General features: G+C 42.8%; 11 protein-coding genes and 1 pseudogene. 3 read left to right on the forward strand and 9 right to left on the reverse strand.

The features are described 5' to 3' along the window. Positions 1-207: 207 nt before the first annotated feature. The gene (locus tag KZA12_RS13410; RefSeq protein WP_218690572.1) at positions 208-813 is read right to left on the reverse strand and encodes a fasciclin domain-containing protein; all 606 of its coding nucleotides are present in this window, start codon (positions 811-813) and stop codon (positions 208-210) included. Between the two features lie 261 nt (positions 814-1,074). Beyond that, positions 1,075-1,629: a fasciclin domain-containing protein gene (locus KZA12_RS13415; RefSeq protein ID WP_218690573.1), complete on the reverse strand. Its 555-nt coding sequence runs from the start codon at positions 1,627-1,629 to the stop codon at positions 1,075-1,077. A gap of 687 nt (positions 1,630-2,316) precedes the next feature. Between KZA12_RS13415 and metH the strand changes: the two genes are divergently transcribed. The 3 genes from metH (at position 2,317) to KZA12_RS13430 (ending at position 8,221) form a co-directional block, all read left to right on the forward strand. Next, positions 2,317-6,096, forward strand: a complete 3,780-nt coding sequence (gene metH, locus KZA12_RS13420) for a methionine synthase (RefSeq protein ID WP_373416631.1) — start codon at positions 2,317-2,319, stop codon at positions 6,094-6,096. A gap of 285 nt (positions 6,097-6,381) precedes the next feature. Then, positions 6,382-7,311: a bile acid:sodium symporter family protein gene (locus tag KZA12_RS13425; protein WP_218690574.1), complete on the forward strand. Its 930-nt coding sequence runs from the start codon at positions 6,382-6,384 to the stop codon at positions 7,309-7,311. A 556-nt stretch (positions 7,312-7,867) separates the two neighbouring features. Beyond that, the gene (locus KZA12_RS13430; protein ID WP_218690575.1) at positions 7,868-8,221 is read left to right on the forward strand and encodes a hypothetical protein; all 354 of its coding nucleotides are present in this window, start codon (positions 7,868-7,870) and stop codon (positions 8,219-8,221) included. A 52-nt stretch (positions 8,222-8,273) separates the two neighbouring features. Here KZA12_RS13430 and KZA12_RS13435 read toward each other — a convergent pair. From KZA12_RS13435 to KZA12_RS13465, 7 genes and pseudogenes are all read right to left on the reverse strand, one after another. Further along, a pseudogene (locus tag KZA12_RS13435) lies at positions 8,274-8,366 on the reverse strand (DUF2256 domain-containing protein); the annotation flags it as partial. Between the two features lie 244 nt (positions 8,367-8,610). Further along, positions 8,611-8,754 carry a DUF2256 domain-containing protein gene (locus tag KZA12_RS13440; RefSeq protein WP_216581200.1) on the reverse strand — a complete coding sequence of 48 codons (144 nt, stop codon included), beginning with the start codon at positions 8,752-8,754 and terminating at the stop codon, positions 8,611-8,613. 147 nt (positions 8,755-8,901) lie between these two features. Then, positions 8,902-9,066 (reverse strand): DUF2256 domain-containing protein, encoded by a 165-nt coding sequence (locus KZA12_RS13445; protein WP_201621919.1) that lies wholly within the window; start codon positions 9,064-9,066, stop codon positions 8,902-8,904. 367 nt (positions 9,067-9,433) lie between these two features. Beyond that, complete coding sequence (locus KZA12_RS13450; RefSeq protein ID WP_218690577.1) at positions 9,434-15,772, reverse strand: DNA repair ATPase; 6,339 nt, start codon at positions 15,770-15,772, stop codon at positions 9,434-9,436. A 322-nt stretch (positions 15,773-16,094) separates the two neighbouring features. Beyond that, entirely contained in the window at positions 16,095-18,119 is a 2,025-nt protein-coding gene (locus tag KZA12_RS13455; protein WP_218690578.1) for a hypothetical protein, read from the reverse strand. A gap of 182 nt (positions 18,120-18,301) precedes the next feature. Next, positions 18,302-18,964 carry an OB-fold-containig protein gene (locus tag KZA12_RS13460; RefSeq protein WP_218690579.1) on the reverse strand — a complete coding sequence of 221 codons (663 nt, stop codon included), beginning with the start codon at positions 18,962-18,964 and terminating at the stop codon, positions 18,302-18,304. 298 nt (positions 18,965-19,262) lie between these two features. Beyond that, entirely contained in the window at positions 19,263-20,264 is a 1,002-nt protein-coding gene (locus KZA12_RS13465; protein WP_218690580.1) for a Xaa-Pro aminopeptidase, read from the reverse strand. Positions 20,265-20,302: the final 38 nt, after the last annotated feature.

A 20,302-nucleotide genomic window follows, 5' to 3' on the forward strand; every position in this document is an offset into this window, starting at 1 on the left:
TAGCCTAGTTGTGCTTAGGATCAATGAAGGCTATTAACAGCCGGTGTGACCATAACCGTATTAACCCTTCTGTCTAGCCAATATCCGTCTGCCTAAGCTTAGCTATAGATACCTTAAGCCTTAGACACAAAAAAGCCCAGCGCTAATGGCTGAGCTTCTTATTACTATTACAAATTGTCTAAATATTGTTTAAACAATAGTTACCTGTTACTCAGGCATTAATACTGCATCGATAGTATGAATTACGCCATTCGTTGCCATGATGTCAGTACCAGTGATGGTAGCAGTACCGCCAGAACCATCAGTGATCACATTAGCATCGCTGATATTGATAGTAGCACCGTTAACAGTTGCAACATCAGTACCAAAAGGGATGTCAGCTGCTTTAACAATCATAGGTAGAACGTGGTATGGAAGGATTTTTTTCAATAAATCAGTGTTAGCCAATAGTTCTTCTTTGGTTACACCAAGTTTAGTCAATACAGGAGCAAATGCATCATCAGTTGGTGCAAATACAGTATATTCACCAGCATCCATCATCATAGTATCAAGACCAGCAGCTTTTAGGGCAGCGGTTAAGATAGTTAGATTTTCGTTGCCAGCTGCTATTTCAGCGATGCTTTGCGTAGCCATAGTTTCTGCCGCTGGATCAGCAGCAACTACTGGATCAGTTGTTTCTGCAGGAGCAACAACCACTTCTTCAGTTGTTACTTCTGGCTCTACAGGATCAGCTGCCTTTTCTGCTTTGTTACAAGCAGCTAGTGATAGAACAGTAGTAGCAATTGCTAACGATAATAAAGTCTTTTTTAACATGGATATTTCCTTATGGGATTAAGTATGGGTCAAACGATTTTTAAATTAATGACAGTTCAAGTAATAAGATTATTATCAAAGACAAGCAACTATCGACAAACAAAACAACGGCTAGTAATGCGCTCATTACTAAGCATTAACAGTAGGGAGAAATTTAAAATTGCCAACAGAGACTATGTCTTTTATTGGCAATCCATTGATCAGCTTAGCATAAATACTAATGTTTAAGGTATGCAAATGATACCGATTTATTACTAGTATTTATTTAGGTAATAATACCTTGTCAATAACATGGACTACACCATTTGTAGCGGCTAAATCAGTTTTGAGCAGAGTAGCGACACGACCATTCTCGTCTACTAGCTTCAGCTGTGGGGTGATCATTAAAGTATCACCACTAATGGCCATCACATTGCCAGGCTTAACATCTTTAGCATACATGGCCATATCACCATTAATGACATGATAACTTAAGACTTTAGTCAATAAAGGCTTATTAGCAAACAGTTGCGCCTTAGTCATTTTAGTCTCAGTCAATGCCTGCATAAACGCATCATTGGTCGGTGCAAAGACAGTATAATGGGCATCAGGATTGGATAAAGCATTAGCTAGTCCTGCTGCTTGTACTGCTTCAACTAATATTGAAAATTCTGCATTACTTTGAGCCAGTTGCACTACGTTCATTTTTGCCATATTTTGACTATGCATAGGTGCTTTCATTGCAGTGTCTTTTTGTGGCATCATATTATTACAAGCAGCAAGGCCAGCTATTGAAACCGCTAAAGCACTAATTGTTGCGATTTTTGTAAATTTCATTTTCATATCCTTAATGATGGAGTGTATCCTACGTTTATTTTACCAAAAGCTTTTCTTATAAGAAGAAGAGCTTTTACAACAAAAAGTATCCATTATCGATCACACATAAAAAGTGAACTATTGACAAGTAATACTTAGATTCATAAGTAAGGCTTATTAGATAACTATTCTTATGAAATTAAACTAACATATAAAGTTACGACATCAACTTATGATTACGCTACTTTTTGTAATACGCTTGTAAACTTTGTCTGCTTTGTAGCCACTAGCGTAAGCCATATTGGTTTAAAGTAGCTTATTGTTTATAAATCACTGTTAATCTTGTGTTTTTTTGTTTTAATAAAGCCAGTTTTTAAAGCGTATTTTTTGCTTAACTGCGTTATTTACAGTGCAAATAATGCGCAATGCTAGTGATTATTAATGCTAACAACCACTAATATTGAGTTAAATATTAGTAGTATTTGCTCCTACTTTGTAGAATCGAAAGTCAAAGCTGTGTTACCACTGACTATTATAATTTTCATGTTAATATTCTATATGTTTTTATATTTTAAGCTAAATGATCGCCCCTATTAATTATCTTCCCTTTTATGATCTTGACGATATAAGCCCTTTACTATGACTGAAAAGACCTCTTTAATGACTGACTCTCTAGCCGCTACTGCCATGACCAAAAATCCTACTCTAATGGCTGATAGTGTTGCGCCGGCGACTGATAACTCTCGTCCCAATGACTTCATCTTGACCCCCCCTGCCGTGTTTCCTTATAAGGAGCAGCAGCTTAGCGCGCGCACTCGTATCACGGCACAGATGGCCAAACGGATTTTGATGCTTGATGGGGCTATGGGTACCCATATTCAGAACTATAAGCTTGAAGAGGCTGACTATCGTGGTGAGCGCTTTGTCAATATTACTCAAGATGTGCGCGGCAATAATGATTTATTAGTACTTACGCAACCACAGATGATTAAAGAGATTCATCTTGCCCATTTAGAAGCCGGTGCAGATATTATCGAGACTAATAGCTTTAACGGTACACGGTTATCGATGGCCGACTACGATATGCAGTATCTAGTCCCAGAGCTAAATAAGGCGGCGGCTAGATTAGCACGTGAGGCTGCTGATGAATTCACTGCTAAGACTCCGGAGAAACCACGGTTTGTCGCTGGAGTCTTAGGACCAACCTCAAGAACGTGCTCGTTATCTCCTGATGTCAATGATCCGGCCTTTCGTAATATTACTTTTGATGAGTTAGTGCTTAACTATCGAGAATCAACGCTTGCGCTGATTGAAGCTGGGGTCGATATCATCCTTATCGAAACTATCTTTGATACCTTGAATGCCAAAGCCGCCATCTTTGCGGTGACTGGAGTATTTATAGATATCGGCTTTGAGTTACCGATTATGATCTCGGGCACTATTACTGATGCCTCAGGTCGTACTTTGTCAGGACAGACAGCTGAAGCCTTTTATAACTCCGTTCGCCATGCCAAACCATTATCAGTGGGCTTTAACTGCGCTTTAGGGGCCGATGCCTTAAGACCTCATATTCAAACGCTATCAAACATCGCTAATATGTATGTCTCTGCTCATCCAAACGCAGGTTTGCCTAATGAGTTTGGTGAGTATGATGAAACCGCTGAGCAGACAACAGCGCTGCTAGAGGGCTTCGCCAAAGCTGGTATCTTGAATATCGTCGGTGGCTGCTGTGGTACGACCCCTGAACATATTCGCCAAATCGCTAATATGGTAGCAAAATTTCCACCACGGGTAATTCCTGAAATCCCACCGGCTTGTCGTTTGTCCGGACTTGAACCGTTTAACATCACTCCTGATAATTTATTCGTCAACGTCGGCGAGCGTACTAACGTTACTGGCTCCAAAAAATTCTTGCGCTTAATCAAAACTGAAGCTTATACCGAAGCACTAGATGTAGCACGTGACCAAGTTGAAGGGGGCGCACAAATCGTCGATATCAATATGGACGAGGGCATGCTCGACTCCAAACAGGCGATGATTCACTTTGTTAACTTAGTCTCAGGCGAGCCTGATATCAGCCGAGTGCCATTAATGATTGACTCCTCTAAGTGGGACATCATTGAAGAGGGTCTCAAACGCATTCAGGGTAAATCCATCGTCAACTCTATCTCCTTAAAAGAAGGTCATGATGAGTTCGTTGAGCGCGCACGTTTGTGCATGCGCTATGGTGCGGCTGTTATCGTTATGGCCTTTGATGAGGATGGACAGGCTGATACTTACGAGCGTAAAACTCAAATCTGTCAGCGCAGCTATGACGTCTTGGTCAATGAAGTCGGCTTCCCTAGTGAAGATATTATCTTTGACCCTAATATTTTTGCGGTCGCCACTGGTATTACTGAGCATAATAATTACGGTGCAGACTTTATTAATGCCACTAAGTGGATCACTGAAAACTTACCTAATGCTATGGTATCAGGCGGCGTGTCCAACGTCTCGTTCAGCTTCCGTGGTAACCCTATTCGTGAAGCCATCAACTCAGTATTCTTATATCACGCCATACAAAATGGTCTAACCATGGGTATCGTTAACCCAGCGATGCTTGAGCTGTATGACGACATCCCCAAAGAGGCTCGTGATGCGATTGAAGATGTCATGCTCAACCGCAATCAAGGCGAGAGCGGACAGGACGCTACTGAACGACTAATGAGCGCTGCTGAAAACTATCAAGATGGTGGTAAGAAAAAAGACAGCACCGTCGATATGACTTGGCGTGAAGGCACGGTTGAAGATCGTATTGCTCATGCTCTAGTGAAGGGGATTACCACCTTTATCGAAGCCGATACTAAAGAGGCTTGGGAGAAATACCCACGTCCATTGGAGGTTATCGAAGGGCCATTAATGGATGGTATGAACATCGTTGGTGATTTATTCGGTGCTGGTAAAATGTTCTTACCGCAAGTGGTCAAGTCGGCACGTGTGATGAAGCAATCTGTCGCTTGGTTGAACCCGTACATCGAAGCGGAAAAAGTCGAAGGCGAAACCAAAGGCAAAATCCTAATGGCGACGGTCAAAGGCGATGTGCACGATATTGGTAAAAATATCGTCGGCGTAGTCCTCGGCTGCAACGGTTATGACATCGTTGATCTAGGCGTAATGGTATCTTGTGAAAAAATCCTCGATACTGCTATTAGCGAGAAAGTGGATATCATAGGGCTGTCTGGTTTGATTACCCCAAGCTTAGATGAGATGGTCTATGTCGCCAAGCAAATGCAAGAGCGTGGTATGACCTTGCCGCTAATGATCGGTGGCGCTACGACCTCTAAAGCCCATACGGCGGTCAAAGTTGAACCACAATACCAGAACAATGGCGTCATCTATGTCTCTGATGCCTCGCGAGCAGTCGGTGTGGTCACTAAGCTGCTATCAAAAGAGAACTGTCAGCAGCTAATCGATGAGACACGTGCAGAATATGTCACGGTACGTGAACGTCTGGCCAAACGCCAACCCAAAGCTGCCAAGCTATCCTATGCTGAATCAGTTAAGATTGGCTTTCAGTATGACTGGGATAACTACTTGCCGCCTACGCCTAACCAGTTAGGCAAAGTCATATTTGACGACTACCCTATTGATAAGTTGATTCCTTTTATTGACTGGACACCGTTCTTTATCTCTTGGGGGCTGGCTGGTAAATATCCTAAAATCTTACAAGACGAGGTAGTCGGTGAAGCGGCGTGCGATTTATTCACTAATGCCAAAGATATGCTTAGAAAACTGATTGATGAGAAGTTAATCACTGCCAAAGGGGTGTTTAAAATCGCTCCAGCACGCCGTACTGGTGCAGATACGGTCAGCGTTTATGACAAAGCACCGACTGAGGGTGGCAGCGTAGAATACCAGTTTGAACATTTGCGTCAGCAAAGCGACAAAGCCAGCGGCACGCCTAACTATAGCTTGGCCGACTTTATCTCACCATCGGACGCCTATACTGATTATCTCGGTGGCTTCACGGTTTCGATAGCAGGTACAGAAGCAATCGCTGAACAATACAAGACCAATGGCGATGACTATAACGCTATCATGGTACAAGCACTATCTGATCGCTTGGCAGAAGCTTTTGCTGAGCACCTGCATGAGCTAATCCGTAAAGACTATTGGGGCTATCAGGCTGACGAAAATCTAACCAATGATGAGATGATTAAAGAAAAATACGTTGGCATTCGCCCTGCCCCTGGCTACCCTGCCTGCCCTGAGCATACCGAAAAAGGTAAGCTTTTCGACTGGCTAGGCACGGTTGAGGCTATCGGTACGACGCTAACTGAAAGCTTTGCGATGTGGCCTGCGTCGTCGGTTAGCGGATTCTATTATTCGCATCCTGAAAGCGTGTACTTTAATGTGGGTAAAATAAGTACTGACCAACTAGAGAGCTATGCTGAGCGTAAGGGCTGGGATATCAAGACGGCTGAGAAGTGGTTGAGTCCGAATTTGTAGGGGTATTAGCTGAACCGATCTAAGCAGCGATTATTGAGTGTCTACGGTGTACTAGCCAAAAGTTAGTACGCCGTTTTTTATACTTTTATACTTTTATACTTTTATACTTTTATACTTTTATACTTTTATACTTTTATACTTTTATGCTTTTATGCTTTTATGCTTTTATGCTTTTATGAATACTAAGCAAACTTATCGCTAGCTCTACAGCAAAATAGTTTTATCAATCGCCGATAGCAGACGTGTTAAATTACGATTTAAATTATCCCTGTTGTGAATAGCCTTATGAATCAGATTGCCGCACTCTCTAACTGGATTGGTAAAACCTTTGCAATTTGGGCCCTGCTTAGTGCCTTATTGGGGTTTGTTTTCCCCGAGTTCTTTGCCTCGCTGGCCTTCCTTATCTTGCCAATACTTGGCATCATCATGTTTGGTATGGGCATGACTCTTAAAACTTCAGATTTTTTAGAAATCATCAAGCGACCAAAGCCAGTGATCATAGGTCTTTTAGCACAATTCACTATCATGCCATTAATAGCGTATTTATTAACCGTAGTCTTTAGCCTTGATCCGCTAATTGCTGTTGGGGTGATTTTGGTTGGCTGTTGCCCTGGCGGGACTTCTAGCAACGTCATTACCTTTTTGGCCAAAGGCGATGTGGCTTTGAGTGTGGCTATTACTTCTATCTCTACCTTGCTAGCGCCATTCTTGACCCCTATTCTATTACAGGTATTTGCAGGTCAATTGATCGATATCGATCTGCTCAGCATGATGGTTACTATCACTAAGATAGTTATCTTGCCTATCTTATTAGGGATTATCGTCCATAAATTTCTTGGTGATAAGATCGAGTCAGCTATTACGGTGCTACCAATGATTTCAGTATTAGGTATCTCTATTATCATAGCAGCTGTGGTGGCCGTTTCTAAAGCTACGATCTTGGATAGTGGCGCTATCGTCTTTGTAGTAGTAGCCTTACACAATATGCTCGGTTATAGCTTAGGATATTTACTCGCCAGATTGTTAGGCTTTACTGAAACTCAGAGACGCGCCATTATGATTGAAGTGGGTATGCAAAACTCTGGCCTTGGTGCTGCCCTCGCCGCCACTTACTTCAACCCTGTCGCCGCGCTACCGAGTGCGATATTTAGCGTGTGGCATAACTTTAGTGGCGCTATAGTGGCGAATGTTTTTGCAAAACGGGATAGTTTATAGAAACGGCTAACTTATAAGAAAACTAATACTTAGAATCCTTGGAATAGTTCTATCTGAATTTGTTGGACTGACAATAAGTGGGGTTAGGTATTGAAGCTAATCCTGCTATCCGCTCGTATCTTGACTAACACAGGGGCGGTCGCTAAAAGCAAGTGTCGTTCCTGACCAGCGATAACGCCACTTGCTAAACGTCCGCAACCCTGTGTAGAGCCAAGTATATCCGCTACTATCAGGGCTAAAAAACCTTGCTACAGCGAATATAAGCTTTAGACTTTCATTATTCTATTTTATTATTTCTATTTTTCTTAACAGTTCTATCATCCCGTTAAATGCTTCGGCAACGTCAACACTCAAATCAATAAATCACTTACTCCCAGTCTTTTCCTTACTCTGTGCGCCTTATAAATAGATGCTGGCAGATGGAGTATATCTTTTGCGCTATATTGAATTTTGTCATTTTATGGATCAGTGTTTAAGTAAGACATCCAGAAATTATAAGTTCAAAATCGTTGGGAGTTGCAAGCTCCGCCCAACCTATCCAAATTAGGAATGATATATGCCAGCATCTCAAACTCTATTTAATCGAACTAAAAAACAGTACTTACTATTTGCTCACCTACCTTTCAGCAAACCTAACGAGATCTATGCAAGCGACGTGGCTTGTTTAATGATTACATGGTACGTATTAGAAAACAGCGGTGACGATATTCTATTTGTACCAGACCACGAAGGCTATAAGTCTACTATAGAACCTTTTAAGCATAATATTAGCGAATATATCGAAGTCACTGATCATATAGTTGATGCTTTAATTCAAAAAGGATCAATCATAGATAAAGGCATCCTTTGGATAGATGAAGATGATACAAATATTTATGAGCGAAATTTAGTTAAAGCTCCCAATTTTTGAGTCAATGCTTATCTTTACCCCGCCAACACTTCTCAGAGTAATAAATCACTTACTCCCAATCCTTTTCTTGTTTCTTACACCAAGTGAAGGGACGCTGGCAAACTGGGCAGATTTTTTGTGGTAGATTGACCTTTTTATGAGCCATGATTGTCCTTGTCTACCGTTGTAGGGTGGTGTCGAGGTACGAGACCCAAAAAGTTGCACTTAAAACTGTTGGGGGTCGCAAGCTGTGCCCAACCTACCTTAACCTTTTTCTATAATAAAGCTCATTGATCGAAAAGCGGGACATAGCTTCTTACTAGCTTTTAGGTTGTCAGGCTTAAAGTCTGTTTTGCGGTCATGGTTACACCTATGCTGTGTCCTATATTATTAGAAGGGTAACGCTTTTTTTAATCGCTCTTTTTCACTCGTCGACACTTCTCAGAACAATAAATCACTTGCTCCCAGTCCTTCTCCCACTTCTTACGCCATATAAAAGGACGCTGGCAAACTGGGCAGATTTTTTGCGGTAGATTGACCTTTTTATGTGCCATAGCCGTGCCTTTTATTGTTTTCATAGTTATTTAGAAGGCTAATATTATATTAGTAGGATAGCTTTCTAAACTGGTGCGTGGAACGCACCCTACGATATTATAAGATGCTGGGTTAAAAACCCAGCCTACAACTAATTTAGACTTAAATTATTGCTTCTGATGCTCGACATTCTCATACTTCTTTACACGCCGGCATTGGTCGGAGCAATACACCATACTCTCCCAGTTTTTATCCAACTTCTTGCTCCAGCTGAATTCGCGCTCGCAGACAGGACATTCTTTTTTGCGTACATTCTTCTTTTTGTGCGCCATTATTTTTCCTTATATTGCTTGGTAGAATGAATTAGTAAAGCCTAACCCACTAGATATATGATTTTTATATCCAGCTCTGGATTAGCTGTTGCCTGCATTTTTTGCAACCCTGCGACAATTTTAACACTACTTTAAACTTATAAATTTGAAATCATTGGGCCGTAAACTGTACTCAACCTACTCTAAAACCTCCTGCATAGCAAAACCAATCGATGGTTCTATGGTTGCCTTGCAATGCGCTTTGGCGCTGATAGGAGCGAAAAGCGGGACATAGCTCTAAAGCACCCTAACGTAAAAAAAGATATTTAACCATCAGCTAAATATCCTTTTTAATTTGTTCAAATACCCTAATGATTATTCAACGCTATTATTTATAGTTATCAAAGATAGTATTAAGTCGATTTAGGCAATCGACAATCAACTTGCCGGTTTGCTCGGTACTGGAATCTAAGATAAGCTTTTCATCCAGACGCCTAGCTAAAGGTTGCAACGCTTGTTTTAATGCCGTAGCCATCAGCGTCGTCTGCTCAGTGACATCAGTAATAGTAGTCTCTGACGCCTCAGTAATCGTAGTAGCTGCACCGCCAACGCCACTCGCCAGCATACTCTCCGATAGACTGTTGCCTATATTCTTTGCCATATCTCCTGTCATATGCACTGCCAGCTGCTCGACAGCATTGATTAGACTGACCATCAACTGTTTTTGTATATCTTGGTTCAGCTTTTGATACTCGCCATCGGCTTTATGATCGTGCCGATAGATTTGTACCAGCTTATCCATGCTTTGCTCAAAGCCATTATCGATACTTTTGCTCACCACATTGGCATTGTTCAGCATACTGTTAGCCATACTATCAGCCATGCTGTCCGCGAGTATCTTTTGCGCTTCTAACTGCGCTGCTAGCTGTATCTGCTGCCCCGCCTCTTGCAAGCGGGCTACTTGTTCAGGATCATGCTGGTTTAAGTAGCTGGCAAACTGCTGGTTGATGGCTTTAAAGCCACCAGCGACGTCGACCAATTGCGCAACGATGCGTGCACCCGTATCACCATCCGCTCCGCCCATAGCTTTGTTGCGCAAGAAGTCAGTTTTGATTTGCTGCCAGCGCTGTGCCTCATCAGCATCTAACATCCCACGCATCTCGGCAAGCTTAAGCAAATTGCTTTCTGCCCCTGAGGTCAACAGCTGCGACTCGCCTAAGTAGTGGTCATCTATCAGCTGGTTCAGCTCATTGTCATTCATGACCGCTGATAACTTCTCAGTCATCTTATTCATATTGCGGTAACTGCCTTGCAGCTTAAAGATAGGTTCAAGGCGATATTTATCATCTTGCGATGCTGAGGCAATATAAGCTTGGTTGACCTCAAGAATCACTGCTTGTACCGTAAACATGTGCCTTAAAATAGCGATAATCTCGTTAATCTCTGAGGTGCTATAAGGATATATCAGCTCGCTACTTTGCGCTTGTACTAAGTTGGCGCTGCTAGCACTGCCAGCATCTATGGCTTTAGCCATTTTTATAAGTCGATGCACGTCAGCCAAATCACGATTGGCTAAAGGTGCCAATACCGTATTTGAGGTTAACGAGTTCTCGATATAACTAAGAGCGAACACTTCTTCCATACCGCTCATGATATCGCCTAAATTATAGATATCAGCACGGTTAGCCAGCATATCAGGGACTTTAAAGGCCTCGCCACTCTCAGTATAAGGGTTACCCGCCATGACTACGCAGAACTTCTTGCCACGCATATCATAAGTTTTAGTCTGGCCTTGCCAAACCCCATCGATACGGCGTGTCCCATCCCCTAAGGAGATAAACTTCTGCAAAAACTCTGCGTTAGTGTGCTGGATATCATCTAGATAGAGCATGACGTTATTGCCCATCTCGAAGGCTAAGTTGATTTTATTTAGCTCTTCACGCGCGGTAGCATTGGGCGCTTTGGCTGGGTCCAAAGACATGACATCATGGCCTAGTGAGGGACAGTTAATCTTCATAAAGATTAGGCCCAAACGGTTGGCCACGTATTCCATCAAAGTAGTTTTGCCGTAGCCTGGTGGCGATATCATCATCAAGATACCCATCAAGTCGGTACGCTTGTCATCGCCTACAGTACCCATCTGCTTGGCGAGGTTGTCCCCAATCAAAGGCAGATAGCTCTCATTGATCAGACGGTTGCGCACAAACGAGGATAACGGACGTGGCAGGAATTCATCTAGTCTTAGCGCTTGTTTTGACTGGTTTAACAGCTCTGAGCGTAATGATAGGTAACGCTTATAAGCGGGTATCACTTGCGTATGATGATCATGCAAGCGCCTCATAAAATCATCGACAGCGAAGCTTAGCGTTTGCTGATGGATGCGTTGATGCTCACCTAATAAGTTATCCACTTGTATCTCAAGTGATACTTTACTAGTACTGCGCTCGAAGCTTTGCGCTTGATTAAGAGGATTATTAAGACTCGTCAGCGCGCTCGATGCGGTTGATGGCAATGTTGATATTGATGTTGATAGTGATGTTGATGATGTTGGCGTAGATAGTCTAGCTTGCTTGTCAAACGCTATCCCAGAGTTGATCAGGCGTTGTACTAAAGCTTCTCGTTGGGCATCATTTAATTGAGTCAGTAGCACAGCAATCGCTTCTGGTACAAAATGACGTCCGCTCTGCAACTGCTGTTTAGTTAGTACGGCTGCATCCTCACTCTTAGCCAACTGTTCTGCACTGAGCGGATTGCCCTGATCATCAACTTTACTATCGATGGCTTGTGCACTAGCAAGGTGCTTATCCTCATAAGCTTTATCTAATAGAGCATTAAACCAAGTCGCTAGTAGCTCATAAGCCGCTTTTGGCTGAAAGCAGAGCTTGGCGACAGAGGTTCGTAGTTGCTCAAAGCTAGCCCTGTTTTGAGTATTGTTTTGGCTGCTAACTGGTGAACTGTTGAGCGTTTGAGTCAATTGATCACAGAGTTGCTGCGCTTTTTGACTGGTCTGCCATTCTAGCCCTTGCGCTAAGCTGACAGTAGGCTCAGTGCCTTGCCCGATTACATTGACTAAATATTCGCAGGCAAGCTGTACATAACTTTGGGAGAATATACTGCTGTCTGAGCTTAAAATAGCAGGGCTATTATCATGGTTAGCATGGTTATCGCTATCCGCCTTGGCATCGGTATAAACACCGTTATCAATAGCGTTGTCAATACTACTAGCACTACTAGCCTGTATCTGAGCAGAGCCATCATGGGCAGCTACGAAGTTGCTCATGACCGCCTTTATATCATTGACTAGCAAAGCTTTTGCGCTATCACTACCTAAAGTACGATGCAGTTGCTCAGCGGTGAGCGCTCGATTCGTCCAATTGCTAACGCTAGTCAGCGTTTGTGTATCCAGCCATTTATCATAACTAAATTGGGTCAGTGCGGTTAAGCCTAACGCTTGTACTAAGCTTAATTGCCAATAAAACAGTTGTGCCAGAGCACGTATTTGCGGGGTATAAATAAGTAGGCCCGCCTCACGTAAGGTTGGCAATATCTGCATCAACAATAAGGTGGCGTCATGATCGTGAATGCCTTTTTCGTAGCCGAGCTGATAGCGAGGCGTGGCATAAGCTCTGACTACCTTAGCTAGCGCACTGTCATCAGCTATCTTGCCATGGCTATCAATAGTGCTAGCTGTCTCATCATAAGCTTGATAAAGTCGGGTTTCGCTCAAACCGTCTTTGCTGTCTTTGGCACTTTCGATAATGCTATAGGCTAAGTATTCAGCGCGATACACTTTGTCTGATTCAGAAGCTATACTCATATCCCAATATGGGCGTAGCGAATTGAGCTCATCATTATTTAATACTTGATAGTAGTCGGTGCCCGTCAGATGTAGGTTGAGCAGCCGTTGGCCATTAGCCTGCTGGCGACTCAGAAGGGTCAAATCTAAAGGCTGAGTATTGACCGAGAAGCGGTGCTTGCCCAGCTTGATAATCTGACCACCCTCTTCAAATAAGTCTGACTTATCTTTTAGGCTCTTATAACTCTCAATTTGAATGGCTTTAAGGCGAGCATTGAGATCATCTGCTTTGACACTAAAGCCTAGCTGTTGCAGAGACTTGGCAATGCTACGTACCTTTTGTACTAAGCCATCCGCAGCAAAATAAGTATTTAGGGCACTTTCATCTTTAAAGCCAGTAATGCTAGCACTTTGGGTACGCTTCTTGATACTCTCAAGCATCCTAAGCGCGCCATCACCTAAGTTCTGAGCCTTGCGGTTACGTGCATCGAGCAGTTGCTGCTTATGGTTTTCAAAAACCTCGTAAATCTCTTCACGTTTACTAATAATGTCTGCTAAAAACTGATCACCTATATTAGCTTCTGGATCAGAAAACTGGCTCTCCAGCTCTTCTAACTGCACTAGCAACTTAGCCATTTGCTCATCTGACTTTTCAGGCGTATTAGCGATGGATAGAGCATTGGCAATTGACTGACCAAACAGCTTAAACTGGGCACCAAACTGCGCTACTGCCTCAGCAGAGCCTAAGTTTTTGCGTTTATGATTAAGCTTGGCCTTGCTCTGATTAAGACGCGAGTAAATAGCAGAGATATCATCAATGATTTGGGTGCGCACGGTGGCATCAGCAACATCTAGCGTGCCTAACAGCTCAGTCAATAAATCCAGACCTTGTGCCGTTGCATCGATAGTGTCTAACACTGGCTTTAATTCAGCATTAGTTTCAGCCGAATCTAAGCGTTCACTGACCTCCGCTAAAGTGTCTTCATAACTTGCTAACGCCTTCTCAGCGCTCAGATAGCCTACCGTCTGCTCAGCCAGCTCGCTTTCGATAGTTTCTAATTGAGCCTGTAACGCTTGTAGCTTATCGCCATCTAAATAACGCAAATTCTCTAAACTGACTAACTGGCCTTTTTGCTGTCTGATTGTAGACAATTGCGCCACGTAGTCACTCGCCGAATCAAAAGTGGTTGTTTTTATCTGCTGAGCAATCTGGTTTTGCTTAGCCTCGGCATCGCTCAAAGCTGTTTGGGTTTGCTTTTGAATGCTTTGTACTTTAGCGAACTCATCGATGACCAATTCAGCCGTCGCTGTGACTTCACGAATACTATCTGCCACTTCAGCAAGATCAGGCTCAGACAACCAATAATAGCTATCGAACAGCCTGCTGGTATTACCGACAAGCTCCTCGTAGAGCTTTTGCGACACCGTTTGATTGTCTATTAGGCGAGTAATACTGTAGAGGTCTGAGATGCCTCGAACCAATTCCTTATTACCAATTTTGCCATAAAAACTGCTGCTTTCAGGCAGCTCGCTAATATACTCTTGCGAGGCATAGGGGGTATGCCATATCTGCATAGGGTGAATACGTGACGGCTCACTTTGGGCACTAAATAATACTAGCTGACCGCTCTCTGCTAGCGCCATCCCGTTACAGTAAATAGGATTTGCCAGTCTTTTTTTAATCAAATTATAAGGGAATAATCCGGTGACCCCTAAGGCTATATCATAAAATAAGAACAACACATCCTCACCATTGGGCGATATGATTTTGCGCTTAAACCTTAAATCCATAGCATTATTATTTTGGCCATCAAATAGCTTATGCTCTCCGGTCTGTAAGTAATAACCACCAGGAAATATAATGCCATGATCTTCTGGTAGCTGCACACAAGACTGGCCGATAGCATCCAAACGCAATACCGTCTCAGTCAGGGTGTTATAGACAAAATAACGATAGCTATCCTCTCGATAAGGCAGAATCTTCAGCAGTATTAGACTACCGACTTTGGCATAAGCAATCTCAGCATCGGTTAGAGATTGAGTGCTGTCATTGACAGGCTCACTATAGATCCCTAGCCCTGAGTGAGTATTATCCTCAATCTTGATGGTCAAGTCGCCATTGACGGTTTCCACAAATATGGTATCTAAGATATTCATATGCGGATGTTTGCCATTGACCATCTGCTCGCGTGTAGTCACGATCCAATCAAAATCATGGGCGGGTGGCAACTCAATATCACGCTCACCGCGATTGTCTACATAAGCTACTTGTGCCGCTTTTGGGATGTTTTCGCTAAAATCTAAGGCAAAACGAAACACTCGAATATCAGTGATACGCTCACCGATCTGAAACGCTAATAGCAGCTTGCTGTCCTTGACGGTAATTTGTATCAAGCGCGTTTGCTTGTAATAGCGGTACAGCTCATTAAAATCTTGTACAAAGGCAGTTTGATCTAAAAACGTATCAGTCAAATCGACTTCTTCTAGTGCATACTCTTTATCGCTGCTGTTGCTACTATCACTACTATCACTACTATCGCTATTACTATCATCGCTACTGTTACTATTGCTACCGTCGGCAGGCTCTATAAGGCGATACAGCGATAGTACATCCTTAATATTACTCGCCCGCTTTAGACCCATAAATACATTATAGCCAAACAGCAGATAGTCACCGACTTGTACCATGTCTTGTGCCACACAGTTGTATTCAGTACGAACGCGCGTGCGGGCAATCACTTGCATCTGGGTACTGCCAAACTCTGCTAGACGCGCATTATTTAGCTTGGCAGTCTGCTGCTCTAATCGATTGCCTTGCTCAGTTAACCGCTTTTTGATCAGCTCATAGGCATTGCCTGTAGCAACGGCTTGATCAGCCTGTTCAACTCTACCGGTGCTACTGAGATCTGTCGGATTTTGCATATCTGCCATTGCTATTCGTCCACTTCTATTTTTAGGCAATAAGAATAATAAGATAATCGATTGTGTTGAAAAAGCCCTTAGCTACTTTGAAAAGCCCTTAGCGACTTTAAAAAGCCCTTAGCGACTTTAAAAAGCCCTTAGCTACTTTGAAAAGCCCTTAGCTATTCTAAAAAAACCTGTAACCGCACTATTGGTTCTCTTAGAATAGCCAACTCGCTGTCTGGCGCTTATGCGTGCCGTTTAGCTGGAGTTGGCTACCCAAATCGCTATCTGTCTATCGAGACCCTACAGCTGACTTATTATAGCTAGTCATTATAGTAGGTCATCATGATTAGTTATCATGGTTAACAGGCTTATCATGCTCCTGCTGGTTGGCCCTAGACATCGCTTGATTGGCCATCATAGTATTGATAATACCGCTCAAAGTATCCGACTTGCCAGCAAGACCATCGATAGCTTTGCCGATAGACAATGACTTGGCAAAGTTATCAAAGAAGTGCGCTTCACCACCGACAATATCGATTTTGGCTTTTTGTAGGGCGACTGCTAATACTTCAGCATTTTCTTTAGCGATCTCTTTACCCGCTTCGATAGAGGCCATCGCTTCTTGCAGAGCGGTTTCAAGACCCATACGGAATTCTTCGTGCTCTCGCGCCTCTTTGCTCATACTACCCATAGCATTGAACTTTTCAACCAAGCCATCCGCTTCAGCCTTAAAGTGTTCACGAGTCACTTCTGCTTTAGCCAGTCCGACTTCGCGTTCTGCTTGCGCATTAGAATGACCAATAGCAGCAATAACTTCAGCATTAACTAAACCGATGTCACGCTCTGATTTAGCATTAGACTCACCGCGAGCGGCAATAATTTCAGCATCTGCTACGCCTTTTTCACGGTCGGCCTGCGCTTGCGCTTGTCCGGTAGCTCTAACGATATTAGCTTTGGCTAGACCTTCTTTTTCTAAAGATGACGCTTTGGCTTCTTGGATAGCTGCTTCTGCAAAGCCATGGGCTGACTCTTCAGCTTTGATACCTTCGGCCAGTCTAACTTTAGCTTCCGACTCTTTAGCGGAAGCCTCTAGATTAGCAGTAGCTAAAGTGGTGATCTCAACAGCTTTATGCTTAGCCGCCATCTCATCTGCTTCAGCTTTTTTGACTTGACGTACTTTGATTTCTTCGGCATCCGCTTCAGCGGCTAATACGCGCGTTTGCTTAGAACGCTCTGCTTCACTAACTTCACGAACTTCTTTAATACGCTCTTCTTCTTGGGCGACGGTTTTATCTACCGCAATACGCTCACGAATAACGTTAGCGATCTCTTTTTTCTCAAGCTCAATGGCTCTTTCGGCTTCGATACGCTGTAGATCCACTTCACGCTCACGGGAGACAATTTCTAAGTCGCGAGCACGAGTCACTTTCTCTTCTTCAATAACTACCGCACGCAAGCGATTTTGGCCAGCTACTTCAATCTCACGCTGTTGATTCTCGCGTTGTATGGCTAAGTCCTGCTCAACCATAATGACCGCAGTTTCAGACTTTTTGCGTTCTTCTTCCTCGATCTTACGAGTTTCTGCGGTCTCACGAGCGATGACAGAAGCTATTTCGCGACGTTGTTTGGCTTCGGCATCGGCTTGTTGACGCTCTAACTCCAGCATAGCTTCTCTGGTTTCAACGTTTTTCTTCTTGACCGCTAACTCTTCATCACGCTCAAGCTCATTAGTAATAATGTTTTGAGCAGCCGTTAACTGAGTAATCTTTTTGATACCCTCAGCATCCAAGATATTGCTTGAATCTAACGATGATTTTGGCGTTTGTTCTAAGTAATCAATCGCCACGTCTTCTAGAACATAACCATTTAAATCATTGCCGATCTCTTTGACAATACTGTCACGAAACTCGCTACGATTTTCAAAAAGTTTGACAAAATCAATCTGTTTACCGACTGTTTTTAGCGCTTCAGAGAACTTAGCATTGAACAGCTCATTAACAGCGACTTTGTCCGAAGCACGTTCAACCCCAACAGACTTAGCAACTTTGAGGACATCTTCTTCAGTCTCATTGACGCGTAAATAAAACGCTACAGTGATATCTGCACGCATATTATCGGCACAAATCAGCCCTTCTTTACCTCGTCTATCTACTTCTAAGGTAATTAGTGAGATTCTCATCAATTCTTTTTTATTGATGATCGGCCAAATAATACCGCCGTCAAAACGTACGTCAATTTTACTAACGCCATTAATAATTAGTGCTGTGCCTTGCTCAACCTTATAATAAAAGGCTTTCAGCATTAAAAGCATTGCCATAATAAAAATAAACGCCAGCACTACTACTACGCCAACGATAATGAGTATGTCCATATTCACTCCTTTAATGTAAACCGTTTAACCAAATTTAGAATAACCAACGCTATGTCTGTAAGTAGCTAGCTAGCCATTTACCAACAGCTAAGTAGTCAGCAAATATTTATTAGTTCACTTTATTAGTTCAATTTATCAGTTCAATTTGTTATTAATAATGATTTAGTAAATTACCTAAGTCGTTATGGATCTTTGACTACCACCACCCGATAAGCATTAGTCTCTTGTAAGTATTCTACTAATACTACTTTATCGCCTTGTTTCAGCGGCAGAGCCTTACTATCCATATCAGGTCGAATTCTAAGGATCAATCCTGCCCCGCCATCACTTAGTTCAGCCTCACCGTGTTTATCAGTAACGCTAAGAGTACGCACTATAGCCGTCTTACCCAAATTGCTAGAAGCATTACGTTTGGGGGTATTGGTGACTTTTTTACGAATAGGAGCGATGATAAGGCCAGTCAGCCACATAGACACTATTAGCACTAATACTAGTGCTCCTGTGCCAAATGCATAATAGAGTAGACCTGAGTCGTACCACTGGTGTAGCAAACTGCTATATAAGTAGCTAAGCAGCCAACCAATCAAGCTCACTAAGCTAAGTATCACTATTAACGGTACGCCATAGAGACCAAGCTTCAGCGCCAGCCCAGTAAAAACTCCTGTGGAGGCTAGATCAGATAAGTTAGAGTCAGCACCAGAGTCCCCGATCTCTACGTTGTCCATATCAGTGAGGCCAAGCAAAGAAACTAGCCAATATAAAGTGACAAACATTACTAGACCAGTAAAGATAACTGTAGGGTATAAGCTAATTTTAGTAATAAATATTAAAAAAGATTCTTGCATCGTACCCACGCTCCTTTTGACTACCTAATATAATAATCACTAGGGTCACCAGTTATGTATTTGGCTGTGTAAACAATAATACTAAGTAATAGCAGCCAACTTTTATATTTTTATAGTGGCCTCAAAATCTTAACAGTAACTGCATCCAATAAGATCAACTTATGTTTCTTTATTTGCTATTGAGTATATATCAATAATTAGCCAATATATCTAATTCGTTATTAATAGATTGATAGATTGAGGTCGATGCAATAAGGATCATAAACATTATAAAAATAATAATAAAAATAGCAGCTAGTTAACGACTCCATACTGGCGAACGCATTAATCCAGCTGACTTACTGCTAAGGGTATAACTACTACCGCCGGCTAAAGAGCGAATCACTAGACTGCTACCGGCTTGACCATTTATGGTGCGGTTTTGCATAGCATAAACCACATATTGAGCACTTGGAGAAAGACGGGCCGGCTCATCAAGGCCAGTCTCTGCAAGGTTAAGCACTTGCTTGTTGGCTAAAGTCATCACCGCAGCTTGGCGACCATTGAGGTAACTCATAAGCTGGCCATCTAAGCTCAACTGCGGACTGGCAGCGTAGCCACCAGAAGATATCTGCGTGGCACTACCTGTAGCCAAGCTATAGCGATAAATACTAGGCCGCCCAGCGCGAACTTTATCACTAACATATAGGAAGCTCTGTCCATCAGCAGCATAAGTTGGCTGTACCTCAGTACTAGACAAGGTAGTAAGCTGCTTAGTAGTCCCGTCAGTTAAGGACAGCTGATAGATATCGGCATTGCCAGCAACCGATGAGCTATAAAGTAGGGTTTTTCCATCTGGTGAAAACGCTGGCGATAGATTGCTACCACTAGCATCGACCACTACCTTACGAGTTTGCTTGCGCTGATCATAGATATAAATAAATGGATGTTGGCGTGCTGCTTGTTTGCTATAAGCTAAAAGTTGACCATCAGCAGACCAAGCAGGGGCATAAATATAACCGTTAAGCTGATCGAGCAGCTGTCTGTCACTACCATCAGGGCGGATACTATATAAAGACGATATTTTGGCACTACCTAAGCCTTGCTCTTCTACATAAGCAATACGCCCTTGTTGATCTATGGCTGGCATGTGTGCAGCGAGAGGATTATTACTAGGGGTGTTTTTATTAGAGCTATTAGAAGTCGATAACGTCTGACAACCGCTCAAAGCAAACAAAGTTATGGTACTAACCACTGCGGTTATGTTCCTCAGCGTATAACTATTACTGATAGTATGCGTAGAGCCAATAGGATTAACCATAGAATAATATCTCGCCAAGCGTTAGGGAAAAAGGAAAA

This window comes from Psychrobacter sp. BF1, assembly GCF_019279065.1.
Taxonomy (GTDB): Bacteria; Pseudomonadota; Gammaproteobacteria; order Pseudomonadales; family Moraxellaceae; genus Psychrobacter; species Psychrobacter urativorans.